The following is a 25,168-nucleotide window of genomic DNA, read 5'->3' on the forward strand; positions in this document are numbered from 1 at the left end:
CCAGGCAGAGGGCGTCAGGCGCGGCCGAGGAACTCCCGCAGCGAACGCGGCTCGCGACCCAGGATGTCGGCCACGGTCGTGGTCGTGCTCGCCCAGCGCCCATCCCCGATCTGCGCCATGAGCTCGGCCAGGTCATGCGCCGCCGGGGCGGGCATGCCGCGCTTCTCCAGGTGAACGGCGGCTTCCTCGACCGGCAGGTCCACGTAACGCACGGTCCGGCCGAGTGCTCGGGTGAGCTCCGCGGCGACCTCGTCATGCGTGGGCGCCACCGGCCCGGTGAGCTCGTAGGTGGCGTCGGCCCCGACGGGACGCGTGAGCAGCACGGCCGCCACCGCCGCGATGTCACGCGCGTCGATGTAGCCGACACCGCCCCTGCCGTAGGAGCCGAAGATCCGCCCCTCCTCGTCGACGTCGCCCAGGAGATTCTGCATGAACCCGACGGGCGCCAGGATCGACCACGGCACTCCCGATGCCTTGAGATGCTCGTCGACCTGCCCGTGCTGGCCGAACCCGAGCAGGCTGCCCGACGTCACGCCACGCACAGAGACGGTCACCACCTGCGCCACGCCCGCGGCCGCCGCGTGATCGATGACGGCTCGGTGGGCTCGCACGAAACCCGGCCACAGCGCGCTGTTGAGAAAGAGCCGGTCACCCGGCTCGATCGGGATGCTCTCCGGCCGCTCCAGGTCGCCGACCACGTAGTCGCATCCCAGCTCCTCGCCCTGTTCCACGCGGCGTACCACGGCTCGCACCGCACCACGGAGTTCCTCGATCAGCGCACGCCCGATCGTGCCTGTCGCACCCGTCACGACGATCATCGCGCAACCCCCTAAGCGGAATGTAGGCTTCCTGTTCTATACTAAGCGGAAGCCTGTCGTCCAGTTAAAGGGGAGTTCGATGCGCGCCGATGCCCGCCGCAACCGGGACAGGATTCTGGAGGCGGCACGTGACGCGGTGGCCGAGCGCGGCACGGACGCGCCGATGGAGCTGATCGCCCGCCGGGCCGGCGTCGGCGTCGGCACGCTCTATCGCCGCTTTCCCGACCGCGGCGCGCTGCTCGCCGCCCTGGCGGAGCAGTACGTCCACGGGCTCATGGACGCCCTCGACAGCGCCGTGGCGGCCGAGCCCGACGCGTGGACAGCCGTTCGCGCCTTCGTCCTCCACAGCGTGGCCGAGAGCCGCGGCGCCATCGCGGCCGCGCTGGCCGGGACCTCCGCGCCGCAGGCCAGGCAGGCGCTGATGCAGCGACTCGACGAGCTGGTACGGCAGGCGCAGGCGGACGGTGCGATGCGTCCTGATGTCGGCACCGGCGACCTCATGGAGCTGCTCAACGTGTTCGCCTGCCACCCGGGCGTCATCCCGGAGCGCTTCCTGCCCCTCATGCTCGACGGCCTCGACCGGCGCTAGCCTGCCGCGGCGGCAGCCGCCTCCCGTCGGGTCACAGCCTTCCGAGCTCCAGCTTCGACGGTTGGCCGTCCGACAGCCGCAGGCCCGGAGTGAGCGCCGCCGTGACGGCGAGCGACGCCACCGCCATCACCGTCATCGTCACGCCGGCCGGCAGGTACTGCGCGATCAGGCCGGCCAGCGTGGCGCCGATCGCCTGCATCGCTTTCATGCCGGAGGCGTGCAGGCCGAGCGCCTGGCCACGAACATCCTCGCCGATCAGCGCGATCAGCCGCTCCTGCAGCAGCAGCGTGGAGGCGAAGCCGATCGAGGCCACCGCGACCGCGCCGGCTGCCACCGGTGTGCCGAGCGGCAGCGCGAACAGCAGGTACGGCAGCGCGAGCAGGAACCGCAGCGGGGTGACGAACCGCCACCGCGTGTCCGGCGGCAGGAACCGCCCGGCGGCCAGGTCGCCGAGCAGCATGCCCAGCGCCGCCGCGACGAACAGCGCGGCCGCCGCGTGCGGCGCGTAGGGCACGAACAGCGCCTCGCAGCCCACCACCAGGCCGTTGGGCACCCACATCGACAGGTAGACGGCCCGGCGGGCCGGTGTGGACAGCAGGTGCCGGTTGACCCGCCAGGTGACCGCGACGGACGGGCGGCTGGCCGCCCGCGGCGGCCGGGAGCCGAGTCCGAACCGCAGGACCAGCGCCGCGCCGAAGGCCAGCGCCGCACTGATCGCCAGCGTCGTCCGCGGCGACACCACCGCCAGCAGGACGCCGCCGAGCGCGAAGCCGGCGATCTGCATCGCGCCGACCGAGATGTTGAGGACCGAGCGGCCGAGCACGTACCCGCTCTGCGGCACGATCTCGTTGAGCAGGCCGTACCGGACGCCGCCGCCGACCGAGGTGACCAGGCCCAGCGCCAGGATCACCGCGAACATCGCCCACAGCGGCATGCCCGGCATGGCCAGGACCAGGCCGGCCACGCCGCCGGCGAGCGCGATCAGCGTCAGCGCCGCACGCGGCCGCACCCGGTCGGCCACGGACAGCAGCATGGTGGCGCCGATCAGCTCGGCGAACGACGGCCCGAACATGCTCAACGCGGCCAGCAGCGGGGAGTCCGTGCGGGCGTACACCAGCGTGGCGAGCGCGAGCCCGTTCAGCGTGGTGGAGGCGACGTGCCCGCACGAGGCCACGAACAGCGGCGTGAACTCGGGCGTGCGGAACAGCTCCCGGTAGGTCTGCATGGGCAGTGCTCTCCTGACTCTTCGTCCGCCGTCAGTGCGCTGCCCGCGGTGTCCCGGCCGGGATCTTCGCCGTTGTGGGCCGGTACCGTACGTTGACCACCGACATGGGGTCGTCCTCGCCGAGGCGGTGCAGGCGGATCGGCGCACCGCCGGGGTTGTCGTACAGCCGGATGCCCTCGCCGAGCAGGATCGGCGCGATGTGCAGGTCGATCTCGTCGATGAGGCCCAGCTCCAGCAGTTGACGGCCGATGGTCGGCGAGAACACTTCGAGGTTCTTGCCGCCGGCCGCCTCCAGGCCGATCCGTACCGCCTCGGCCGGGCCGCAGCTCAGGAACGTGACATCGTCGGCGGGCGTCGCGTCGTCGGGGTGGTGCGTGAGCACGAAGATCGGCCCCTGCCAGGCGCCGCCGTACGGGCGGCTGTTGTTCACGACGTCCCAGCCGTCGCGACCCCCCAGCACGGCGCCCGTGGTGTCGATGTACTCCCGGTGCAGGCCCGGACGGACCGAGAACCCGGCCATCCAGTCCATCTCGTGCCCGGGCCCCGCCACGAAACCGTCCAGCGACATCAGGAAGTGCCAGAGCACCTTCCCCCCTGCGCTCTGCGGCTCGGTGTCGTGCATGCGTGGCCTCCTGTGATCAGCGCCCGGGATTCGGTGACTCGACCGTACGGGGGCCACTGGCACATTGTTAAGGTCCACTTCCATGGCAGTCGAATGGTCCGGTCTCACCCCGGAGATCATGCTGCACCTGGACCGGGGTGTCCGCGGCACCCTCGGCGCGCAGTTGCAGGAGGCACTGCGTACCGCGATCCGGTCCGGACGGCTGCAGGCCGGCGAGCGGCTGCCGTCCTCGCGGAAGCTGGCGGCGGACCTCGGCGTCTCGCGCGGGCTGGTCCAGGGCACCTACGAGCAGCTGGCGGCCGAGGGATACCTGACGGCCACGGGCGGTGGCACGACACGGGTCGCCCTGGCCCTGCGGCAGTCGACGGTCGAGCAGGTCACGCTCTCCTCACCGGCCGAGGCGGGCATCGCGTTCGTTCCGGGCCGGCCGGACCTGGGCAGCTTTCCCATGCGGGACTGGCTGTGGGCCTGTGGCGAGGCCGCGCGGACCGCGTCGCGCAGCGACATCGGCTACGGCGAGGCCGCCGGCTCACCACGTCTGCGCGACGTGCTCGCCTCCTACCTCCAGCGGGTCCGCGCCGCGTCGATCAGCGCCCACGACGTCATCGTCTGCAACGGCTTCACCCAGGGCCTGGCCCTCACCCTCGACGTGCTGCGCGAACAGGGCACCGAGACCGTGGCCGTCGAAGACCCCGGCCACCCCCAGATGGCCATGCACGTCCGCCGCGCCGGGCTGACCCCGGTGCCGGTGCCCGTCGACGCGCAAGGCGTGCGCGTCGGCGAGCTGCGCCGGACCCCGGCCACAGCCGTCATCCTCACCCCGGCCCATCAGACACCCACCGGCGTCGTGCTCGCCCCCGGCCGACGCCAGGAGCTGCTGCGGTGGGCCGAGGAACGCGACGGCGTCATGATCGAGGACGACTACGACTCGGAGTTCCGCTACGACCGCCGGCCGGTCGGGGCGCTGCAGGGTCTGGCGCCCGACCGGGTGGTGCTGATCGGGTCGGTCAGCAAATCCCTCGGACCGACCCTGCGACTGGGGTGGATCCTCGCGCCGTCGCATCTCGCGCCGGCCATCGCCGAGGAGAAACACCGCAGCGACCGTGGATCACCCGGCCTCGACCAGCTCGCGCTCACGCGGCTCATCGAGTCCGGCCGGTACGACGCCCACCTGCGCCGGATGCGCAGAGCGTACGCCGCCAAGCGGTTCGCGCTCGCCGAAGCGCTGCGCCGGCATGCCCCCCACCTGCGGCTGACCGGACTCGACGCCGGCTTCCACGCGGCGGCGGCGCTGCCCGAGGGCACGGACGAGGCCGCGGTCATCGCGGCCGCCGGACGGCGTTCGATCCACCTGCACGGCATGCGGCGCTACCGGGTCGATCACGGCAGCGAACCGCCGGCCGTCGTCTTCGGCTTCGGTGACCTCAGCGAGCACGCCATCCGCTCCGGCATAGCCCGCATCGCGGACCTCCTGCGCTGAGGGAACCTCTGGCAGAACCTCAGCCGTTCCACCCGGCTCCTGCGACCTCGCCGCCGTCGTGGCGCTCGAGCAGGGCCTCGGCGCCGTTTTCGAGCATCCGGGCCGCGTCCGCCGCACGGGGAAGCATGCTCTTCTCGTAGGCGCGGACGGCTTCGCCGTCAGTCGAGGCCGGCAGGATCCTCGAACGGCCGTCGGGTGGGCGGCGCGGCAGCTCGTCGGAGCGCGGCATTCACAGTCCCGGCTGTCGTGACGAAGCCATGGGACCGGCCGCATCACTGCCGACGACCCCCCGGCACCCGCACTGCTCATCCGGCCCGACGGCTACGTCGCCTGGGCGGGCGCCGACCCCGACAGCCTGAAGACGGCCCTCACCCGCTGGTTCGGCCCGGGCACGCAGGCGCGCGAGGACTTCTGATCGAACCTGGCGTCCCAAGTGTGGCTGAGGCCGCGCCGGGCCAGGCGGGGACCGGCCGGATGGGCGATCAGTTCGCCGGTGCTGCGGCGACGCTGCGGCTGACCGAGACCCATCAGTCCGCCATCGCCGCCCCGCCCCTCTCCAAGCCGTCGGCCGCCGCCGTGTTCGCCTACGACGGCGCACTCCACGAGCCTCGGGCAGTCTAAGCAACCACAGTTGACTATCGCAGATTAGTCAACTAAAGTTGCTCGCATGTCGGCAGAAGACGTACCCGCACCCCAGGATCCAGCCGACGCGCTCGCGGCGGTCACGGCGCTGCGGCGCCTGGCCGACCAGCTCGAGGACGCCGCTGTGGAGCAGGCCATGCGCGCCGGATGGGGCTGGCCGGAGGTCGCCGAGGCGCTCGGCGTCACCCGCCAGGCGGTCCACAAGAAGCACGCCAAGCGGCTCATCGCCGCCGGCGTGACGCTGAGGAGACGACAGTGAGCACGATCGACCACTACATCAACGACATCATCATGCGGGGAGCGGCCGAGGCGCGGGAGGAAGGCTCTGCCGCCACCGAGGCCCACCACCTCCTGCTGGCCATCGCCGCCGTCGAGGGCACCGCCGCGCACCGCGTTCTGACGGCGGCGGGGCTCGGGCGGCAGGCGATCAGGGATGCTCTGGACCGGGAGTTCGAGCACAGCCTCGACGCGGTCGGAGTGTCCCTCGCCTCCTATGACGTTCCGAAGCCCTTCCGCGACCCCACAGATCACCCGAAGCCCGGCGCCTCCGCCCGGCTCGCGCTCGAACGCGGCTTCGCCGCCGCCACGGGCAAGAAGGACCTGCGTCCCGCCCATCTGCTGCTCGGAGTCCTGGCCGCCGACGTCGGCACCGTGCCCCGCGCGCTCGCCCTGGCCGGCGTCGACCGGGTCGGCCTGATGGATCGCGTCGAGGAGACGCTCACGCGCGAAAGCTGGTAACCAGCCCCCCCTGCCCCCACGCTCCGGCCCGGTCCGGGCCGCGATGCGTCATGCCCTCGTGCCGGGCTTCCGCCGGCATGTGCTCCGGCACGAGGTCATCCGATCACAAAGAGAGGTCATATCATGACACACAGCAACGCTATCGTGCTCGACGTCGACGGGCTGCGCATGCGCTACGGCTCGCTCGACGTCCTGCACGACGTCACGTTCCAAGCCCGCCACGGCGAGGTTCTGGCCTTGTTGGGGCCGAACGGCGCGGGCAAGACCACCACGATCGAGATCCTGGAGGGCTTCCGCATAAGGTCGCAGGGCCGGGTCTCGGTGCTCGGCGCCGATCCCACGCATGGCGACGAGCGGTGGCGGGCCCAGCTCGGGATCGTGCTGCAGTCCTGGCGCGACCACGGCAAATGGCGGGTCCGCGAGTTCCTCGCCCACCTCGGCACCTACTACGCCCCCTACGCCGCCCCCCGGATCCCGCGGCCCTGGGACCCCGACGAGCTGATCGAGAGGGTCGGTTTGACCGAGCACGCCGGCAAGAAGCTCAAGACACTGTCGGGCGGCCAGCGGCGCAGGCTCGACGTGGCGATCGGCCTCGTGGGGCGCCCCGAGATGCTGTTCCTCGACGAGCCGACCACCGGCTTCGACCCGCAGGCCAGGTCCGACTTCCACGATCTCGTACGCGACCTGGCCGACGCCCGCGAGACCACCGTCCTGCTCACCACCCACGACCTGGACGAGGCCGAGAAGCTGGCCGACCGCATCCTCGTGCTGAACGGCGGCAGGATCGTCGCCGACGGCACCGCCGCCGAGCTGGCGCGGCGAATCGCCGGCGAGGACGAGGTGCGCTGGGTGCGCGACGGGCGGCGCTACGTCGACAGGACGCCCGACTCGACCACGTTCGCCCGCGAGCTGTTCGCCCGCTACGGCGACGACGTCCGGGAGCTGGAGGTCCACCGGGCCTCGCTGGAGCAGACGTACCTGGCGCTGGTGCGCGAGGCCGAGGGGGTGGCCCGATGAACGCGACCGTACTGCGCGCGGGCTGGTCCCGGGGCCTGATCGAGCTGCGGCAGTCGTTCACCAACGGCGCCGAGCTGTTGTCGCACTTCCTGTGGCCCGCGCTGATGGTGGCCACGCTGTTCTTCATCCGGGACCTGTCGGTCGGCGCTCTCCTGCTCGGCGCCCTGGTCTTACCCGGCATCCTCGGCATGAATGCCGCGACCGGCCTGATCAGCATGAGCCAGCAGCTCACCGCCGACCGCGAGGACGGCACCCTGCTGCGTGCCAAGGCGACCCCGCATGGGATGCCCGCCTACCTGATCGGCAAGGTGATCTCGGTGTCCGGCGGCCTGCTGGCCGACCTGGTGATCTTCCTCGTGCCCGCCGCGCTCCTCGTCGAGGGCCTGCGGATCGGTCCGGGCTCCTGGCCCGGACTGACCTGGGTGCTGGCGCTCGGCCTGGTCGCGACCCTGCCGATCGGCGCGGTCCTGGGCTCGGTGTTCACCAGCGCCCGTGCCCAGGGGCTGGTCCAGCTTCCGTTCCTCGCGCTGATCGGGATTTCCGGCATCTTCTACCCGATCAGCTCGCTGCCCGAGTGGCTGCAGTGGACCGCCCAGGTCTTCCCGATCTACTGGATGGGGCTCGGCATGCGGTCGGCCCTGCTGCCGGACTCGGCGGTCGCCGTCGAGATCGGCGAGTCGTGGCGGCACCTGGAGACCGCCGGCATGCTGGGCGCCTGGGCGGTGCTCGGACTGCTCCTGGCGCCGGTCCTGCTGCGGCGGATGGCACGCGGGGAGTCCGGCTCGACGGTGGCGGCACGCCGTGAGCGTGCCCTGCAGCGGGTCGGGTGACGGCCGTGACCGTCACGACGGTGACCGGCCGGTCCCTGGCGCCGGACCTGGCCCGGGGCGTGATGTTGCTGGCGATCGCAGTGGCGCACGCGCCGGTGTTCGTCACCGGCGGGGCCTTCGGAGTGCTCGACGGCGTGGCCGCGTTCCTCGATCATCTGCTCGCCCACAACCAGGCCCGGCCGATGTTCGTGTTGATGTTCGGCTACGCGCTGGGCCAGTTCGCGTACCGGCATCAGGTGGCGGGCGGGGACTGGGGCTCGCTCAGGAGACTCTTGCGGCGCCGGAGTCGATGGCTGATCGTCATCGGCTTCGTGCACGGAGTGCTCGTACCGCTGGACATCATCGCGGTGTACGGGCTGACGTTGCTGGTGCTCCTTCCGCTGGTGCGGGCTCGGGACGCGGTGTTGTGCTGGACGGCCGCCCTGACCCTCTTTCCGGCGGTGCTCGTGACCTCCGGGCCGATCCTGCTGGCCTTGACCGGTGCCGTGGACATCGCGGGGGCCGGGATCATGCCGGCCGACCTCGGCTCCCACCTGCTGTCCGGCTTCCAGACGTGGCCCGTGAAGACGGTCCTGGGCACGATCGACATCGTGCCGGGCATGATGCTGGGCATCTGGGCGGCTCGCCGCCGCGTCCTGGATGAGCCCGAGCGGCACCGGACCCTGCTGCGCCGCGTCACCGTGATCTGCCTCGGCGTCGCGCTCGCCGGTCGGATCCCGGGAGCCCTGCTGTTGTCCGGCACATGGACGCCCCCCGCGCCTTGGGCCGCCGTCCTCGCGCACACCCTCACCGGCCAGGCCGGCGGCATCGGCCTGGCGGCCCTCTTGGGGCTCATCGCGACACGGTCTCGCCTCGGCCCCTTCACCGCCGCCCTCGCCGCCCTCGGCCAGCGCTCGCTGACCTTCTACCTGTTCCAGTCAGCGGTGTTCCTCGCCCTGTTCTACCCATTCACGCTGGGCCTGTCCGACGACGTGGGCTTCGCCGGCGCCTTCGGCATCGCCCTCGCGATCGGCGCCGTCTCGATCGTCCTCGCAGACTGGCTGCACCGCACAGGCCATCGAGGCCCGGTGGAGGTGCTCCTACGGCGCCTGACCTACGGCCGCCACGACACAACGGCCTCGTCAACAGCTGGTTCTTGAACCTGAGGGCGTCCGGCAAGGTGGGGGCGCGCGCCGACGCGGCTTCCGGCCCGGAGCCTGTGCGACGGTGAGGGAGCGCGGTGGCGGCGGAGACCGGGAGAACACGTCGGTCGGCTGGTCCCAGCTCGCAGCAGTCATCGCGGGCGTCGAGATCGACATCCACCAGCTGCGTCACGCCCACGCCACCGAGCTCATCACCGCCGGAGTGTCCATCGAGGCCGTGCGCCGCCACCTCGGCCAGCCTCCACCGAGACCACCCAGCTGTCCGCGTCGCCCGTCGACGCCGCGACCAAGCGATCCACTGGCAACAAACCGCTCAGGGCCATCGCACTCTCTTGCATCATCAGCACAGGTCAGAGATGGGTTCGTTCGATGTTCCCTCGGCCGCGCCGAGGCGCATGATCGGCTCGAGCAGGCCCGGGAAGCGCTCGCTCATATCGGCTTCGCGCGGCCGGATCCGCCGGTGCCGGCCCTCGACGGTCATGCTGATCAGCCCGGCCTCGCGCAGGATCCGCCAGTGATTGGACAGCGTCGACAGCGGCACCTCCAAACCGTCGGCGAGAACGGCACAGGTCAACCCGGGAGTGGCCCAGGCCCGCCGCACCAGCTCCAGGCGAACCGGATCACTGAGCGCGTGCAGCACCGGCGCGAGGGTCAATGACTCGCGCGCCGGCTCGGGTAGCGATCGCATGCCTCCACACTACCCGATGCTTCGATAGTTCGGAATTATGGAACTATGGTGCTGAGAGCATCCGCATCGTGAGAGGGACCACGTTGACCGCACACGAAAGCACGACCAAGGCCGGATCGCCGGAGGCCGGAGGCATTCGATCGAACCGGGCGGTGTTGCTCACAGTGACCTGCCTGGGCCAGTTCATGGTGCTGCTCGACAGCACGATCGTCGGCGCGGCGCTGCCCGACATGCAGCAGCGGCTCCACACCGGGCTGACCGGTCTGCAGTGGATCGTCGACGCCTACGTGCTGCTGGTGGCCATGCTGCTGCTGTCCGGCGGCGTCTTCGCCGACCGCTTCGGCCGTAAGCGGGTGTTCCTGGCCGGCGTCGTGGTGTTCACCCTCGCGTCCGTGCTCTGCTCCGTCGCCCCCTCCATCGGCTGGCTGATCACCGGACGGGTGCTGCAGGGCGTCGGGGCCGCGGCGCTGAGCCCCGCCTCGCTGGCCCTGCTCGCCGCCGCCTATCCCCTCGCGCAGGAACGAGTCAAGGCGATCGGCCTGTGGGCCGGGTTCAGCGGCATCGGCCTGGCCGCCGGACCGCTGGCGGGCGGCATCCTGGTCGACGCCTTCGGCTGGCCCGCGATCTTCCTGGTCAACGTGCCCATCGGCGCGGTGCTGCTGCTGGCCGGGCTGCGCGTCCTGGGCGAGTCCCGCAATCCGAACGCGCCGGCGATCGACATCCCGGGGACGGTCCTGTCCGTCCTGGGCGTGGGAGCGCTGACCTATGGGCTGATCGAGAGTGGTTCCCGCGGCTGGACCTCGCCGGTGATCCTGGCCAGCTTCGCCGCCGCGGTGGTGATCCTCGCCATCTTCGTCGTCGTCGAAGGACGCGGTTCGACGCCGATGCTGCCACTGCGACTGTTCCGGCAGCGGCTGTTCACGGTGTCCAACACGGCGATGGTCGTGGTCGGGTTCGCGCTCATGGGCTCGTCGTTCTTCTTCTCCCAGTTCTTCGTCTACGTCCAGGGCAGCTCCATTCTGCGCGCCGGCCTGCAGACCCTGCCCGCCACCCTCGCCATGGTGATCGTCAGCCCGTTCGCGGGCCGCTTCGCCGCCAGGTACGGCTTCCGGATCGTCGTCACCGCCGGACTCACCCTGGCCGGGCTGGGGCTGCTGGCGCTGGGCTTCGTCCACGCCGACACCGGCTACGGGAACGTGTGGTGGCGGCTGGCGGTCGTCGGCATCGGGTTCGCTCTGACCATGTCCCCGCTGACCGGCGCCTCCATCCAGGCGGTCAGCCCCCAGGAAGGAGGCCTCGCCTCAGGCGTCAGCAGCACCACCCGCCAGATCGGCGCGGTGCTCGGCGTGGCGGTGCTCGGAGCGATCGTCCACACCCGGGAGTCCGGCGGCGCCTCCTTCGAATCCGGCCTCAACAGCGCCTTCCTCGCGGCCGGCGCCGTCACCTTGGTCAGCGCCGTGTTCACCGGCCTGTGGCTGGTGAGGTCCAAGCCGGCGCAGGGCTCCACGCCGCATGCCCGATCCACCGACTCACCCACGGTCACGACGCCCTCCTGACATCGCCCGCCCCACAGCAGCCCCGCCGAGAAAATACGCGACGTCATGGATCAACGAGGACCGGAACTGTCCTGCTTGGCTGACAGAGTTCTCAGCACGGCAGCGGACATCCGGTCCGGGCCCGAACACCTTGTGGAGTGAGCATGTTCCTGGTCACCGGCGCCACCGGCAACGTCGGACGCATCGTCGTCGAGCGGCTCCTCGCCCGTGATGAGAAGGTGCGGGCGCTGGTGCGGGACCCGCAGCGGGCCAACCTGCCGCAGGGCGTCGAGGTGGTGGAGGGCGACCTGTCCCGCCCGGACACCCTCGCCGCGGCACTCGACGGTGTCACCGGCGCGTTCCTGTACGCGGTGCCCGGCAGCGGGCCGGCCTTCGCCCAGGCGGCCGGGCGGGCCGGGGTCGAGCGTGTCGTCCTGCTGTCGTCCAACGGGGTCGACGACACCACCACCGAGCAGGCCAACCCGATCGCGGCCTACCACGCCGAGATCGAGCAGGCGCTGCGCGCCGCCGAGCCGGCCTGGACGTTCCTGCGCTCGGCGCACATGGCCACCAACGCCCTGCCGTGGGCAGGCCAGATCCGCGCCGGCGACGTCGTCCGCGCCCCCTACGCCGGCGCCACCAGCGCACCCGTCCACGAGGCCGACCTCGCCGAGGTCGCCGTCGTCGCGCTGACGCAGGACGGCCACGCCGGCCAGGTCTACCCGCTCAGCGGCCCGCAGTCCCTCACCGCCGCCGAGCAGGTCGCCCTGATCGGCCAGGCGCTCGGCCGCCCGCTGACCTACCACGAGCTGACCCCCGAGGTCGCCCGCGAGCAGATGAGCCGCTTCATGCCGCCGTTCGTCCTGGACACCTTGTTCGAGCAGTGGGAGCAGTCGGTCGGCCATCCCGCGGCGGTGTACGACACCGTCGAGCGGCTCACTGGCCGCCCCGCCCGCACCTTCGCCCAGTGGGCCGCCGACCGCGTCGCCGACTTCTCCTGAAGCAGGCAGGCCGTTTCCCGGCCGATCAGCGTCCGCCTGGCAGCGTCCGCCTGGCGAGGCCCGCCGGTCATCCGGCCGGCGGGCCGCCCTCGCCCGGCGTGCCGAGCGCGTGGCCGATGCGCGCGTGCAACGTCGTGAAATGCCCGACGAGCTCAGGCGGCTCGTGGACGGTGAAGTCGAAACCGAGCAGGGTCACGTGCAGGGCGAGCCCGTCCAGGGAGTTGGAGCCGGCCCGCAAGGTGCAGGTGCGCTCATCGACGGCTTCGACCACCCCGGCGTCGGCCGGCACCCGCTCGGCCACCTGCGCCGCCGGGGCATACATCGTGAACCGCGCCTGGTAGCGATACCGGTCGACACCCACCGACCAGGACGCGTACCCGCCGATGTCGCCGGCCGGCGGCTCGCGCGGCGTGAACCGCGGGCCGGACGGGACCTTCGGCTGCAGCCGGTCCACCCGGAAGGTCCGCCAGCCGTCCCGGTCGAGGTCGTAGGCCACCAGGTACCAGCGGCGCCCGGCATGGACGAGCTTGTGCGGCTCCACCGTACGAGTGGAGTCGGTGCCGTCATGCCCGCGGTAGTCCATACGCAGCCGCTGATGGCCGCGGCAGGCCGCGGCGATCGTGGTCAGCACCTCCGCCGAGACCACCGCAGCCGGCCGATGCTGCGCCACGGTGGCCCCGTCCAACGCCGAGACCCGGGAGCGCAGCCGCGGAGGCAGAATCTGTTCCAGCTTCGCCAGGGCCCGCACCGACGTCTCCTCGATCCCCGCCACCGTCCCGTTCGCCGCCGTCCGCAATCCCACCGCGACCGCCACGGCCTCCTCGTCGTCGAGCAACAGCGGCGGCATGGCCGCCCCGGTGCCCAGCCGGTACCCGCCGATGTTCCCGATCGTGGCGTGCACCGGGTAACCGAGCTCACGTAGCCGATCGACGTCACGGCGCACGGTGCGCACCGTCACCCCCAACCGGTCGGCCAGCTGCGGACCAGACCAGTCCCGATGCTGCTGCAACAACGACAACAACCGAAGCAACCGCGCAGACGTTTCAAGCACCCCTGCATTGTGCCCGGCAACGAGGACCGCACCTGACCTCCTTGGCCGACACCATCGTCTCCCAGGCACCCACCGAACCCCCGCGCGAGGCCGAACACCTCGCATCGACCCCAGGAGCCATCTGTTGAACAGCGAGATCAAGCCGTTCCGCGTCGACATCCCCCAAGCCGACCTGGACGACCTGCGGCGGCGCCTGACCGCCGTCCGCTGGCCCAGCCAGATCCCGGACGCCGGCTGGAGCCGCGGCGTGCCGCTGACGTACCTGAAGGAGCTGACCGAATACTGGACCACGACGTACGACTGGCGCGCGACCGAGAAGCGGATCAACCACCACCCCCAGTTCACCACCGAGATCGACGGACTGGACATCCACTTCCTGCACATCCGCTCGCGCCACGAGCAGGCGTTCCCCCTGATCCTCGCGCACGGCTGGCCCGGCTCCGTCGCGGAGTTCCTGGAGGTGATCGAACCGCTGACCAACCCCGACGACCCGGCCGACGCCTTCCACCTCGTGATCCCCTCACACCCGAACTTCGCCTTCACCGGCCCGGCCACGGCGGGCTGGGACTCCCGTCGCATCGCAGGCGCCTACGCCCAGCTGATGGCCCGGCTCGGCTACGACCGATACGGGGCGCAAGGCGGCGACTTCGGCGCGTTCATCGTCCCCGACCTCGGGCGCGTGGACCCTGAACACGTCGCCGGCGTGCACGTCAACGCCGCCACCGCCGGATTCATCCCGTTCGGCGGCATACCCGAGGGCACAGAGCTCACCGACGCCGAACAGGCCCGGCTCGACCGGATGAACCGGTTCCTCTCCGACGGCAACGCCTACTTCCAGATCCAGGCGACGCGTCCGCACACGCTCGGTTTCGGCCTCGCCGACTCCCCCGTCGGCCAGCTCGCCTGGATCGGCGAGAAGTTCCACGACTGGGCCCACCCGGCCGGCTCCATCGGACCGGACGCCGTCATCACCCACGCGATGATCTACTGGCTGACCAACACCGGCGCCTCCTCGGCGCAGATGTACTACGAATCCCTGCACACCCGCACCTGGCCCACACCCTCACAAGTGCCCACCGGCGTGGCCAACTTCGCCGACGACATCGCGATCCGCCGCTTCGCCGAACCCCTCAACACCATCACCCACTGGGCCGAGTACGACCGCGGCGGGCACTTCGCCGCGCTCGAGGTCCCCGACCTGTTCACCGACGAAGTACGCACCTTCTTCCGCACCGTCCGCTGAACATCCGACCGGGAGCCCCTGCACAGCCGTACCCGCGACGCCAGAGACGGTTCGGAGGAGATCCGTACGCGGTCACCTCCGAACCGGAGACCTGAGTGGTGACCTCGCCCGATGGCCGGACGAGCCGCGCGGCGCCGGGCCTGGCCGCGGTGTCCCGCTCGCCGACCTGCGCGCCCTGGCCGAGCACTGGCGTGACCGATTCGACTGGCGGGCGCAGGAGGCGCGGCTCAACACCTTCCCCCAGTACGTGACCGACCTCGACGGCCAAATCCTCCACTTCGTGCACGTGCGCTCCGGCGCCGCGAACGCGCTACCGGTCCTGCTCATCCATGGCTACCCCAGCTCGTTCGCCGAGCTGCTCCCCCTCGTCGAGCCGCTGACCACCGACGGCTTCGACGTGGTGATCCCGTCCCTGCCGGGCTTCGCGTTCTCCACCCCCGTACGGCAGAGCGGGTGGGGCGACCTGTTCCGCGTCGCCTCGGCACTGGCCGAGCTGATGACCAGGCTCGGCTACGAACGGTTCGCCGGCACGGCGGCGACGTCGGCGCCGGGATCACCGGGATGCTGCCGCCTTCCAGCGCGACGGGCTCGGCTACCTGCACCTGCTGTCCACCCGGCCCGCCACACTCGCCTACGCGCTGACCGACTCGCCGATCGCGCAGCTCGCGTGGATCACCGAGAAGTTCACCGAGTGGAGCGACATGCCCGTGGACGTGGACGACCTGCTGACCACCGTGAGCCTGTACTGGTTCACCCGCTCGGGCGCGTCCTCGGCCCACTTCACCTACGAGGGCATGCAGGCCTTCCGAGCGTTCGCCGAGCACGCGAACACAGACCCGGGCGCGGCAACACTCGCGCCGGGCGGCGTGCCGATGGGGGTGGCGGTGTTCGCGACCGACCACTCGATCCGCTCGCTCGTCGATCCCGCGAAGACAGCGGCACGCTGGACGGAGTTCGGCCGCGGCGGGCACTTCCCAGCGCTGGAGGTGCCGGAACTGCTCGCCCAGGACCTCCAGGAGTTCCTGCGTGCGTATCGATGATCGCACGCTGAACCGGGTGACGCTGGAGCGGCAACTCCTGCAGCGACGCTCGCCCATGCCGCCCCTGGAGGCGGTCGGCCGACTCGTCGGATTACAGGCTCAAGCGAGCAACCCCCTACCTCGGCCTGTGGACGCGGCTCGCCGGCTTCGCCCAGACCGATCTGACCGACCGCCTCACCGACCGGTCCCTCGTACGGCCTCCATGCTGCGCGGAACGCAGCACCCGGTGCGCGCCGACGACTACTGGTGGCTGCGTCGGCTGATCGAACCCACCCTGGCCCGCGGCCGTCAGGCCGCCTTCGGAAGAAAGACCGCCGGCCTGGACCTGGCCGAGCTGGCAGCGGCGGCCACCGAGCTGCTGACCGGCCGGACACTGACCGGCCTCAACTGGGCGCGGCGCTGGCCCGTCGCTGGCCCGACATCGATCCGCAGGCACTGGCCCGGTCGGCACAGGCGCTGGTGCCGCTGGTGCACCCGCCGCCCAACGGCACCTGGCGGCGCCGCCGTTATCTAGGGTTTTCAAGCGAACCTGCTGGTCAGCCGCTTGAAGGCATGTCAGGCATGTCAGGCATGTCAGGCACGTAGGCTGCCCGGATCGGCTTGGGTGGTCATCTGTTGGGCAGTAGGTTCGTCACGGTCCGCCGCTGTCGCAGTTCCGTCATCGACGGCTCTTGGATCAGGGGGATCGCGGGCGTTGGGATCATGCTGGGTGAACAGATCCAGAAGGGCCTGGATCGGCAAACTGGCCAGAATCGTCGCTCATGAGCGACGATTTCGCCCCCTGGCGGAAGTCTTCACCTTCGACCGTCCTAACCGACCTGACGCGAGGACTCCCGTGACTGACGAGAAAAGGCTGTCTGACATGACCAATCCGGCACCGAAGGCACTGGGCAGTCGCATGGCTGACCTCTGGCCGCTGGTGCATGCCGAGCGAGCGGCTCTGGCGGGCGACCTGGTGGATCTGGTCAACGAGCAGTGGGCGACGCCGTCGTTGTGTGCCGGGTTGACGGTGCGGGAGGTGCTGGCGCACCTCACTGCAGGGGCGAGCTTGAACGGTGTGCGGTGGCTGGCGGGGGTGATCCGCTGCCGGTTCGACTTCGACAAGCAGGTCGCCATGCGGCTGGCTGAGCAGCTGGGCGCGACCGCGGCCGAGACGCATGACAGGTTCCGCCGCATCATCACGAGCACCATCAAACCGCCTCTCCCGGTCATCGCGATGCTGGGTGAGACGATCGTGCATGCCGAGGACATCCGGCGACCGCTGGGCATCCACCATGACTACCCGATCGAGACCCTCACCCGGGTAGCCGACTACTACCAGAGCTCGGACCTGGTCGTCGCCGCCAAGAGACGGATCGCCGGCCTGCGACTCGTCGCCACCGACGGCCCTTTCACCACGGGCTCCGGCCCGCTGGTGTCCGGCACCACCCTGGCGCTGGTGATGGCCACGACCGGACGCTCGGTGTTCTGTGATGAGCTTGACGGCGACGGCGTCGAAATCCTGCGCGATCGGCGCGACATGACATGACCTGGGGGTTCGAAGCCCGCCCAGCCGTTGTCCCGTTGCCTTAAGACCGGGTGACCTCTGCGGACACAACGGGCGCACCGCAAGGCATCGATCAGACCAAGAGGCCCAGGGTTTCGGGCGTTTCCCAGGCGGTCAGCTCCCGCTCAGGGTCGGTTTCCTGGTGCGCGAACTGGTTGATCAGGTCAGCGAGGGCTTGCCGGTCCTGCTCGGACAGGTCCTGCAAGAGGACGGCCACCGGCTCTATCACCTGCATCGTGGCAACGGGCGTGATGGCGTCGTCGTCGCTGAGGTCCAGCCTGATGACGACCTCGGTGAGGGCCAAACTCATCGCCGTGCCCTGAGCGCACGTAGCGGGTGACCCAGACCCGGCGCCGGGCAGAGTCACGCCGGGCGGGGTCGGCCGAGGGCTGGAACCTTTCCAGGCGGTCGCCCCGGTTGGCCGCGATCACGCGGACGACGCGGACGGCCTGCCGCAGCCGGTGACCGTCAGGGATGTCGACGCCGACGGCGATGTCGGCGTAGCCGACCTCGCGCCCGTGGTTGCAGCGCAGCCAGATCATCACGTCGGCGACGTCGTTCTCGGGCTCCTCGACTCCGCGGCCGGGGACGTGCCCCAGCGAGACCTGATCTGGGCCTGAGTCGCCCGAACACCTCGATCACCCAGCGGCGCCCGTGGACACGATCCTCTCCAGCACAGAGGTGAACAGGTGCCGCCTGTCCGGACGCGCCCTCCCCGCGGCATACCTGAGCGCGGGGATCGCCGGCGCGCCCAGAAGAACGAGCCCGTCGCAGGCAGCCCTTCGGACCACGGGATGGGAGTGCGTGAGCAAGCCGACCAACGCGGGGATGGCCGGCTCCCACGCCGCGTGACACAAGATCCTGACCGCCGAACGCACGATGTCGGGCTGCCGATCGTCCAGCAGCAGCGAAGTCTGCTCCAGATAGTCCCCGCGACTCATCACCTTGCGAGAGATCCGGTGGGCATGCAGCCGCACTCTCGCCTCGGGATGGCCAAGCGACTCGACGAGCAACTCCTCGAACTCCAGATCCCGCAGCTCGGCACCGCGACCCGCCCGCCGGTCCCCGTCGTGCCGGCGCAGCCGAGCAGGATCGTCGTCGTAACGCTCGGCGAGCAGCGTCAACGCCCGGCGGATCTGCTCAGGACCTCCCGTACGGGCCAGGCGGAGCAACTCCGCCCGGGGCGGCCGTTGCTCCCGCGCGGCCACCTGCGGGACACCAGCTCGGCTACGCAGCGCCGAGAGAACAGCGGAATCCTGCCGGGCCGCATCGGGATGACGCAGCGGCCCCTCCACCAGCACGACCCTGTCCGCGAGGTCATCACGTCCTTCTTCGCGCAGCCGCCGGCGCACCCGCACCAACGCCGGCGTACGCAGCAGCGCGACGCCGGAGACCAGATCGAGCAGCCCCCACGCCCCGGCTTCGAGGCGACCGGACAGGACCTCGGCCAGGACATCAGGCTCCGCCCCGCGCAACGCCCGCTCGGCCGACGCGCGCAGGGCCGGCCCACCACGCTCCCACCATGACAACAGCAGGGGAACGAGCCGCTCCACCTCCGGCGGGTCCAGAAGAGCGGCGACCCGGGCGATCCGCTCGCGAACCGCGTCGCCACCCGAGCCGAGCCCGCCGGCCTCACGCAGTTCGGTCTCACCCATGAGGGTCAAGGCATGCGCGAGATCCGCGGTGACGGCCAGATCGACCCGGCCATGGACGAAGGCACGCAGCACCGTGAGCCGGAACCCGGGTTCGGGCCAGGCCAGCAAGACCCGAGCCGCGGCAACGCGCTGATCCCGCGCGGGATCAGCGAGCATCTCCAACAGCCGCTCACGCAGAGCCGCCGAGCGGGGCCCGCCCCGATCAGCAGGACGAGGGACACCGACGCCCGACCCGGACCGGCGGGCGTCCTCCGAGATCGTCCACGGCGGCGCGTCGAACGGCTGCAGCTCGATCATCCAGTCCAGCAGGACGTCGCGCACCCCCGTGCCGGCCGCCGCGAAGAGACCGATCAGTGCGCTGAGCCGATCACGCGAACCCACAGAACCCGAGAAGCCGAAACCGTCCATCGACCGGTCAGCGAGACGGAACCGGCGAAGGGCGTCCGGCGTGCGGGCGGCCACAGCAAGGGCCTCACGCCATCGGCGCACGGCAGGACCCTCATCCACCTCACCGCTGCCACTCGATGCGACACCCCCCGACACGACGCCGGTGACCGGCCGCGGCAGCCCGAACGCCTCCCACAGCACCTCTTCCTCAGCCAGCCACGCGTTCGCACCCGCGCGGGCTGCAGCCAGCGCCCGCCCAAGATCGGTACGGGTCAGCACCGCACCGCATCGACGCAACAACACCAGCATCGACCGGCTCCCCGCTGCCCCCGACGGCAGCGCACGAATCCGCGCGGCGATGTCGAACCTCTCCGTGCAGGACAAATCAGCGAAAGACGGCCGCGCGACCATGTCCTCAAGCAGCGCCAGCAGAGAACCGCGATGAGCATCACCGACGCCGGCCAACCCTGCAACCAGCGTCCGCGCCGACCGGACGAAGACCTCCATCTCGCCGGCCGTCCACGGCGGCGGGCAGAGCGCCAAAACGAACCGCAGGACGCCACCACGACGCTCTGCCCCTTCCGCGGCCAGCTCCAGCCAGCGTGCCAGCATCGGCCGCAGCCCGCCCAGCCGACGCACGGCCGCCCCCTCAGGGTCACGCTCATACCCCTCCACCAGGCGCCATGCGATCTCGGCGTCCCAACCACGACCCACCAGGGCGACGACATCGGCATCCGGCAGAGCAGCCATCGGAGCGGCCGGCAGCGAGACACCGCGCGCTGCCATCCGCTCCGCCAACTCCGCAGCCGTACCCGAACCAAGGGCGAGCCGGCCTGCCGCGACGAGACGGAGCAAGCCGGCCCCGGCCGACGACCCCTGGTCAGCAAGCGCGCCGACCGCACGCGCGGACAACGCCCCATCCAGACCCCCCAGCAGCAGGTCACGGGTACGATCATCCACGGCGCCGTCAGCCGCAGCGACGACAGTCGCGGCATAGGCGTCGCCGAGAATCGCCCGCAACGCCTCGACCAGCGCCGCCCGCAGGCCCGGATTGTCATGCCGGCCGAGCCAGAACAACAGCCTCGGCACGGCCACCGGGGCACCGGCACGGACCAGCACAGTCGCAGCCGTCTTCTTCACGTTCATGTTGGGATGGTCGAGACACGCCGCGACCGCCGCGGCCGCCCAGCACGCGCGCGCATGCCCGAGCGCGAGCAGCGCCTGCCGTACCGTCTGCACATCAGGAGCGGTCGTGAGCGGGATCAGGCTCGCCGACAACGCCTGCGCGTCCTCGCCGTCGGCATCGCGGGCAAGCAACGCGATGACGTGCTTACGAACATGACGGTCACGATGGCGCAGCAGCCCATGCACTCGTGACCGGATTCCACGATGAGACGTCCGCAGAAGCATCCGGAGCAAAATCATCTTCTCAGCCGCCGTGAGCGCCGGGCGGTCCAGCAGATCCAGCGCGATACCCGCCACCAGCGCGTCACCGGCCTCCCGCGCGTCCCCGGCGTCCAGAAGACAGCGCGGCCGGATCTTCCCCCTGTCGTGGAGACGACCACCAAGGTCAGCAACAGCCGCGACCACCTCCGACGGCACCTCCGGTTCGCCGCCACCGCCCGACGCGCCCGGCGCCCAGGAGGCCGCGAGATCCGACACGACCCGCAACAGCAGGTCAGCGATGGCGGGCACCGTGGCCGAACCACCGTTTCGCGCCAGCCTGCACAGAGCAGCCACAGGCTCGTCCCGGTCCAAAGCCGCCCGGAGCAACGCCAACTCCCGCTCGTCCGGACCACCCAGATCGACGGCGATCCGACCAGGCACATCCCGCGGATCCAGCCGCACCAGGATCGACTGCCGCCCGTCAGGGCCCTCGGTGAGATGCCACAGCACCTCCAAGGCCCGGCGGCGAACCGGCCGCAGATACGACACCACACCGCCCGCGACGTCTGCGCCCTCCGGCGCATCCAGACCCAGCCCGGCCCGCAGCACCGAAACCGTCCGGGCACCACCCACGGCTTCAAGAGCCTCCAGCGCCGCCGCGGATGACCGCGGTAACGCGGCCAGGACAGCCTCCTCACCCGCCGTGTGGCGCAGCGCACGCATCGCCCCCAGGAACGGCCGCGGATCCGGCGCGACACCCAGCAGGCCGGCGACCCTCTCCCCCACCGGCAGATCCCCCGCACCCTGAGCAGCCAAGGCGACCAGAAGCTCCAGCCGCCGCGGCCAGTGCGGATCGTCCAAGGCCGCCGCGGTCAGCTCCTGCAGCATCTGACGCCGGCACGTGAACAAGACAGTGGCCACCTCACCCGCAGGCACCGAGTGATCGGCGAGCACCAGACGCACGATCGCCGGCACGTCCTCACCCGCTGGGAAATGCCCACGCCGGTGCAGCCCGCGCAGACACCGCACGGCCGGCCCGGCGAGCATCAGCGGGTCGACCGCCGCGATGCCCACGAGATCGCGAATGTCATCGCGGCTCGCAAGGTCGCCAAGCAGCTCCAGCGCCCGCCCCCGCAGCCCCGAAGGCCGATCCCGGTCGGCGACCACGTCGCGCAGCACGTCCCGATGCCCGTGACGCGCCGCGGCATCGATCACCGCGTCGGCCACCGCACAGACGGCAGAACCAGACTCGATGTCGAGGAGCCGATACAGAAGCTCTTGCGGCAACGGATCCAACGCGGCCCACGGCTCAGACAGCTCACCCAGCGCGGCCGCGGCAAGGCAAGCCCCCGCAGCATCCGCACCGGGCTCACCGCCCAGTTCCCTGACAACCGACCCGACCAGCCCCACCACGAGCCGCCTGGCCCGCGCCGGTGCCAGCAGACCGGCGTGTACGGCCTCGCGCGTGACCCGCAGAGCCTCCGACCACAACACCAGATCCTGCCGGCCCGACAACTCCCGGACGAAACCCTCTGGTTCCTCCACATCGACCGCCCCGATCCCGCGAACGGCCTGGTACAGCAGCTCACCCACGGGTTCGTCGCGCAGGATCTCAGGCCGGTCAGTGATCTCGGCGCGCAGCCAGGCGATGTGAACCCGGGCCGGCACATCCGCCGCGCGCCACTGCGGCCAGGGCCGCGGACGGACGTGAGCCCGAAGCCGAAGATAAAGGTGGGCCAGCGCCAGCGCCGCCTCCGGCGGACCCTCCAGCGAGCCCGGCAACGACGCCGCGAATGCGGCCTGCTCGCAACGGTCTTCAGCTCGCCTCGCGTCAAGCCGTTCGGCAAGGCCGACCAGGCCCAGTCCCCGCAGCCGTGGGTCTTCATGCCTGATGAGAAGCCGCAGGGTGGCCGGCGGACAGCTCAACGGATCAAGGCCGGCAGAAAGCACATCCACATCACCGCGGCGTATGGCGGTAAGGACCGCATCGTCGACCGACGTCATGCGCTATCAACTCCAGCCGGACCAGCGAATACCGCCCAGCGTAGCGAAACGCTGGCCACGCCCGACCCGGACGGGACTCGCTTGCCGACGGGGTCGACTGGGTGCCCCGTCGTCCCACGTCCGCGCGCTACTGCGACCGACGACAGGCGGCACCTTGGTTGTTGTTGGACGTACGGGCGAAGCCCGTTCCTTTTGTGGTGTTTTGGGATTTTTCTCGAGCCCGGCGCCTTTACATTGTAGATTTATTAGTAGGTGCCGATGGTGGGGCGTCTTCGTGAACCACCGCCTCCCGAACGGTTCCCCAGCCGCCAGGTAGCCCCTGTGACTAGGCGAACTCGCCGTATTCGGCGACGCATGCCGCCTGTCCTCCGCGATGATGACCTGGGCCAGGCTGAGCCTCGTCCGGGGGCCGTCCGTCCGGCTCCGCAGACGACGTCGACGCCGCGCGCACGCGTTCGAGCGCTCCTCCCCCACCTGGAGCATCCAGGGGTCTGAGGAACATCGGCGCCGGCGGCGGGGCCGGGGGCACCCGTGCGCTGCTGCGCGGCGATGTGGAGCGTGGCTTGTTCACAGCGCTGCTGGACGATGTGGAGATCCGCTACTCCACCGTCCCCACCAGCATCACCCAGGACGACGCCGCAGCCGAGGTGACCCTGCACGACACGGCCGCCGACACCACCGTCACCGAGCGCTTCGACCTGGTGATCGGCACCGACGGCATGCGCTCGACGGTGCGCCGGCTCGTCTTCGGCCCGGATGAGGAGTACCTGCACCCGCTGAACTACATGGTCGCCGCCGCTCTGCTGGACGGCCCGGTCGACGGCTTCAAACTGCACGAGGGCCTGGTCCTGGCCGAGCCGGGCCGCTCGGTGTGGGCCTTACCGTCCGCCGACCACGCCCCGAGCCTGCTGTTCTCCTACCGCACCGCCGACATCGACGCCGAATTCCGCCGCCCGCCGATCGAGTCCATCCGCGCCGCCTACGGCCCCGAACCCACCGGCCCCCTGCTGGAGGGGCTGCTGACGCGCTACGAGCAGGCCCCCGACGCCCTGTTCGACTCAGTGCACCAGGTCAAGATGCCACGCTGGCACCGCGGCCGCGTCGTCCTGATCGGCGACTCCGCCTGGTGCGTCACCCTGTACGCGGGCATGGGCGCCTCCAAAGGCATGGCCGGCGGCGAACTCCTGGGCACCATGCTCCCAACGCCACCCCGCAGACCTGCCCGCGGCGTTGCGGGCCTGGGAGGCGCGGATGAGGCCGTTCATCCACCTGCAGCAGGAAAGCGCCCAGCCCGGACGGCGTGTCTTCACCCCGCACGACCGTAAGGAGCAGCTCCTGCGGGCAGGGATGATGCGCCTGATGCGGATACCGGGCGTCGGCCAGGCCATGAGCAGGAGAATGTTCGACAACAAGGACATGCGGGCCAAGAACATCGACGTCGCCGCTATCTAACAGGATTCGAGCAGCCGCCCAACACCAAAGGACAAAGGACGAGGACAGCACGGTGAACCAGTTGATCGAACTCCACTCCCGCAAAGCCGCCCGCATCCTGGACAGCGCGCGGGAACTGGTGCTCGACCACGGCGTGCGCAAGGTCACCGTCAGCGAGATCGCTGCGGCGGCCGGGGTCGGCAAGGGCACCGTCTACCTGTACTGGCCCGCCAAGGAAGACCTCATCCTCGGCCTGTTCGCCCGCGACCTGCTGGCCTTCCTGGACGAACTCACCGCCCGCATCACCGCCGACCCCGCCACCGTGCTGCCGCGCCACCTGGCGCCGCTGCTGATTCGCGCCGCAGTGGTCCACGTGCCCCTGGCCCGCCGCCTGCAGGGCGGTGACACCGAGCTGCTGCGGCTGCTCACCCAGCAGGCCCGTGACCGGGAGCTGTTCGCCCGCACCACGCCCACCGCGCTGGGCGAGGCGGGCCTGCCGATCCTGCGCCGGCACGGCCTGGTCCGGAACGACCGCCCCTTGCCCGAGCAGCTCTACGCCGTGCACGCCGTGCTCACCGGATTCGCCGCCGCCGCGGCGGAGCCGGGCACCGCCCCCCGCGGCGTCGACGACCCCGACCGGGTCCTTGCCGACACCATGGCCCAGCTCCTGGAACCCGCCGTCGCCCCAGGCCCGACGGCCATCGCGACGGCCGCCGAGGAGACCGTCGCCGTCCTGCGCCAGATCCGGCAGGTGGCGCTGGAGTTGATCGAGCGCACCCAGACCCCTCAGCAGTGAGAACTTCCCGTGCGGCAGAGAGCGCAGATAGTTCGGCTGGGTCAGCGCGTTGGTCAACTGCGCCAGGCTCGGGTTCGACCAGTCCATCCCGTGGCACTGGCAGTACGACAAGTACAGAGCTATCCGGCCCGCGTACGTCTTTTCGGTGTTGAACGCCCAGCCAGCGCACAACCCCGCCAGATGCCTATCCGGCCGGTTGGCTCTGGTCGGCCGAGCCGGGCGGCGTGTCGCAGAACTCCTGCTTGACGAGGGTGTCCACAAGCGTCAGGAAGTCCTTCGCCGGGCCTCTGGTGGCCGAGTCC

Annotated in this window: 26 protein-coding genes and 1 pseudogene; 19 read left to right on the forward strand and 8 right to left on the reverse strand. The window is 70.9% G+C overall.

Annotated features, from left to right (window positions below; translation table 11 throughout):
* Positions 1-14: 14 nt before the first annotated feature.
* A complete protein-coding gene (locus tag ACIBG4_RS37965; RefSeq protein ID WP_397206847.1) occupies positions 15-818 on the reverse strand; it encodes an NAD(P)H-binding protein in 804 nt (267 codons plus the stop codon).
* A gap of 79 nt (positions 819-897) precedes the next feature.
* On the opposite strand from ACIBG4_RS37965, the gene ACIBG4_RS37970 reads away from it, so the two are divergent.
* Positions 898-1,407, forward strand: coding sequence for a TetR/AcrR family transcriptional regulator (locus ACIBG4_RS37970; protein WP_397206849.1), 510 nt, complete (start codon positions 898-900; stop codon positions 1,405-1,407).
* Positions 1,408-1,438: 31 nt separating this feature from the next.
* Here the strand turns inward: ACIBG4_RS37970 and ACIBG4_RS37975 are convergent, their stop codons facing one another.
* Both ACIBG4_RS37975 and ACIBG4_RS37980 read right to left on the reverse strand, forming a co-directional pair.
* The gene (locus ACIBG4_RS37975) at positions 1,439-2,632 is read right to left on the reverse strand and encodes an MFS transporter (protein WP_397206851.1); all 1,194 of its coding nucleotides are present in this window, start codon (positions 2,630-2,632) and stop codon (positions 1,439-1,441) included.
* A 31-nt stretch (positions 2,633-2,663) separates the two neighbouring features.
* Positions 2,664-3,254, reverse strand: coding sequence for a dihydrofolate reductase family protein (locus tag ACIBG4_RS37980; RefSeq protein WP_397206853.1), 591 nt, complete (start codon positions 3,252-3,254; stop codon positions 2,664-2,666).
* Between the two features lie 82 nt (positions 3,255-3,336).
* On the opposite strand from ACIBG4_RS37980, the gene ACIBG4_RS37985 reads away from it, so the two are divergent.
* Positions 3,337-4,734, forward strand: coding sequence for a PLP-dependent aminotransferase family protein (locus ACIBG4_RS37985; protein ID WP_397206855.1), 1,398 nt, complete (start codon positions 3,337-3,339; stop codon positions 4,732-4,734).
* A gap of 19 nt (positions 4,735-4,753) precedes the next feature.
* On the opposite strand, the gene ACIBG4_RS37990 is transcribed toward ACIBG4_RS37985, so the two are convergent.
* A complete protein-coding gene (locus ACIBG4_RS37990) occupies positions 4,754-4,963 on the reverse strand; it encodes a hypothetical protein (RefSeq protein ID WP_397206857.1) in 210 nt (69 codons plus the stop codon).
* 42 nt (positions 4,964-5,005) lie between these two features.
* Between ACIBG4_RS37990 and ACIBG4_RS37995 the strand changes: the two genes are divergently transcribed.
* The 7 genes from ACIBG4_RS37995 (at position 5,006) to ACIBG4_RS38025 (ending at position 9,100) form a co-directional block, all read left to right on the forward strand.
* A complete protein-coding gene (locus ACIBG4_RS37995) occupies positions 5,006-5,149 on the forward strand; it encodes a hypothetical protein (protein ID WP_397206901.1) in 144 nt (47 codons plus the stop codon).
* A 59-nt stretch (positions 5,150-5,208) separates the two neighbouring features.
* Positions 5,209-5,355: a hypothetical protein gene (locus ACIBG4_RS38000; RefSeq protein ID WP_397206859.1), complete on the forward strand. Its 147-nt coding sequence runs from the start codon at positions 5,209-5,211 to the stop codon at positions 5,353-5,355.
* Between the two features lie 46 nt (positions 5,356-5,401).
* Positions 5,402-5,635: a hypothetical protein gene (locus ACIBG4_RS38005; RefSeq protein WP_355436745.1), complete on the forward strand. Its 234-nt coding sequence runs from the start codon at positions 5,402-5,404 to the stop codon at positions 5,633-5,635.
* Positions 5,632-6,114, forward strand: a complete 483-nt coding sequence (locus ACIBG4_RS38010) for a Clp protease N-terminal domain-containing protein (RefSeq protein ID WP_397206861.1) — start codon at positions 5,632-5,634, stop codon at positions 6,112-6,114. Before ACIBG4_RS38005 ends, ACIBG4_RS38010 begins: the two co-directional genes overlap by 4 nt.
* 123 nt (positions 6,115-6,237) lie before the next feature.
* Positions 6,238-7,131 carry an ABC transporter ATP-binding protein gene (locus ACIBG4_RS38015; protein WP_397206863.1) on the forward strand — a complete coding sequence of 298 codons (894 nt, stop codon included), beginning with the start codon at positions 6,238-6,240 and terminating at the stop codon, positions 7,129-7,131.
* Complete coding sequence (locus ACIBG4_RS38020) at positions 7,128-7,961, forward strand: ABC transporter permease (RefSeq protein ID WP_397206865.1); 834 nt, start codon at positions 7,128-7,130, stop codon at positions 7,959-7,961. Before ACIBG4_RS38015 ends, ACIBG4_RS38020 begins: the two co-directional genes overlap by 4 nt.
* Before the next feature lie 5 nt (positions 7,962-7,966).
* Positions 7,967-9,100 (forward strand): DUF418 domain-containing protein, encoded by a 1,134-nt coding sequence (locus ACIBG4_RS38025; protein ID WP_397206867.1) that lies wholly within the window; start codon positions 7,967-7,969, stop codon positions 9,098-9,100.
* A gap of 343 nt (positions 9,101-9,443) precedes the next feature.
* Here the strand turns inward: ACIBG4_RS38025 and ACIBG4_RS38030 are convergent, their stop codons facing one another.
* The gene (locus ACIBG4_RS38030) at positions 9,444-9,791 is read right to left on the reverse strand and encodes an ArsR/SmtB family transcription factor (RefSeq protein WP_397206869.1); all 348 of its coding nucleotides are present in this window, start codon (positions 9,789-9,791) and stop codon (positions 9,444-9,446) included.
* A 152-nt stretch (positions 9,792-9,943) separates the two neighbouring features.
* On the opposite strand from ACIBG4_RS38030, the gene ACIBG4_RS38035 reads away from it, so the two are divergent.
* Complete coding sequence (locus ACIBG4_RS38035; protein ID WP_397206871.1) at positions 9,944-11,347, forward strand: MFS transporter; 1,404 nt, start codon at positions 9,944-9,946, stop codon at positions 11,345-11,347.
* A gap of 143 nt (positions 11,348-11,490) precedes the next feature.
* Positions 11,491-12,327 (forward strand): NAD(P)H-binding protein, encoded by an 837-nt coding sequence (locus tag ACIBG4_RS38040; protein ID WP_397206873.1) that lies wholly within the window; start codon positions 11,491-11,493, stop codon positions 12,325-12,327.
* 67 nt (positions 12,328-12,394) lie between these two features.
* Here the strand turns inward: ACIBG4_RS38040 and ACIBG4_RS38045 are convergent, their stop codons facing one another.
* Entirely contained in the window at positions 12,395-13,378 is a 984-nt protein-coding gene (locus ACIBG4_RS38045; protein WP_397206875.1) for a helix-turn-helix transcriptional regulator, read from the reverse strand.
* 124 nt (positions 13,379-13,502) lie between these two features.
* On the opposite strand from ACIBG4_RS38045, the gene ACIBG4_RS38050 reads away from it, so the two are divergent.
* From ACIBG4_RS38050 to ACIBG4_RS38070, 5 genes and pseudogenes are all read left to right on the forward strand, one after another.
* The gene (locus tag ACIBG4_RS38050) at positions 13,503-14,621 is read left to right on the forward strand and encodes an epoxide hydrolase family protein (RefSeq protein WP_397206877.1); all 1,119 of its coding nucleotides are present in this window, start codon (positions 13,503-13,505) and stop codon (positions 14,619-14,621) included.
* Between the two features lie 91 nt (positions 14,622-14,712).
* Positions 14,713-15,084: pseudogene (locus ACIBG4_RS38055) on the forward strand (epoxide hydrolase family protein); the annotation flags it as partial.
* 238 nt (positions 15,085-15,322) lie between these two features.
* Entirely contained in the window at positions 15,323-15,661 is a 339-nt protein-coding gene (locus tag ACIBG4_RS38060) for an alpha/beta fold hydrolase (protein WP_397206879.1), read from the forward strand.
* Positions 15,662-15,863: 202 nt separating this feature from the next.
* Positions 15,864-16,175: a DNA glycosylase AlkZ-like family protein gene (locus ACIBG4_RS38065; RefSeq protein WP_397206881.1), complete on the forward strand. Its 312-nt coding sequence runs from the start codon at positions 15,864-15,866 to the stop codon at positions 16,173-16,175.
* A 348-nt stretch (positions 16,176-16,523) separates the two neighbouring features.
* On the forward strand, positions 16,524-17,189 hold the full coding sequence (locus ACIBG4_RS38070) for a maleylpyruvate isomerase family mycothiol-dependent enzyme (RefSeq protein WP_397206903.1): 666 nt from the start codon (positions 16,524-16,526) through the stop codon (positions 17,187-17,189).
* 91 nt (positions 17,190-17,280) lie between these two features.
* Here ACIBG4_RS38070 and ACIBG4_RS38075 read toward each other — a convergent pair whose 3' ends face one another.
* Positions 17,281-17,517: a hypothetical protein gene (locus tag ACIBG4_RS38075; protein ID WP_397206883.1), complete on the reverse strand. Its 237-nt coding sequence runs from the start codon at positions 17,515-17,517 to the stop codon at positions 17,281-17,283.
* Between the two features lie 151 nt (positions 17,518-17,668).
* On the opposite strand from ACIBG4_RS38075, the gene ACIBG4_RS38080 reads away from it, so the two are divergent.
* Positions 17,669-17,827, forward strand: coding sequence for a hypothetical protein (locus ACIBG4_RS38080; protein WP_397206885.1), 159 nt, complete (start codon positions 17,669-17,671; stop codon positions 17,825-17,827).
* Between the two features lie 18 nt (positions 17,828-17,845).
* Here ACIBG4_RS38080 and ACIBG4_RS38085 read toward each other — a convergent pair whose 3' ends face one another.
* Entirely contained in the window at positions 17,846-22,639 is a 4,794-nt protein-coding gene (locus ACIBG4_RS38085) for a HEAT repeat domain-containing protein (RefSeq protein WP_397206887.1), read from the reverse strand.
* Positions 22,640-23,202: 563 nt separating this feature from the next.
* Here ACIBG4_RS38085 and ACIBG4_RS38090 point away from each other — a divergent pair.
* Both ACIBG4_RS38090 and ACIBG4_RS38095 read left to right on the forward strand, forming a co-directional pair.
* On the forward strand, positions 23,203-23,964 hold the full coding sequence (locus tag ACIBG4_RS38090; protein ID WP_397206889.1) for an FAD-dependent monooxygenase: 762 nt from the start codon (positions 23,203-23,205) through the stop codon (positions 23,962-23,964).
* Positions 23,965-24,143: 179 nt separating this feature from the next.
* The gene (locus ACIBG4_RS38095; protein WP_397206891.1) at positions 24,144-24,866 is read left to right on the forward strand and encodes a TetR/AcrR family transcriptional regulator; all 723 of its coding nucleotides are present in this window, start codon (positions 24,144-24,146) and stop codon (positions 24,864-24,866) included.
* Positions 24,867-25,168: the final 302 nt, after the last annotated feature.

This window comes from Nonomuraea sp. NPDC050383 (genome assembly GCF_044459125.1).
Classification (GTDB): Bacteria; Actinomycetota; Actinomycetes; order Streptosporangiales; family Streptosporangiaceae; genus Nonomuraea.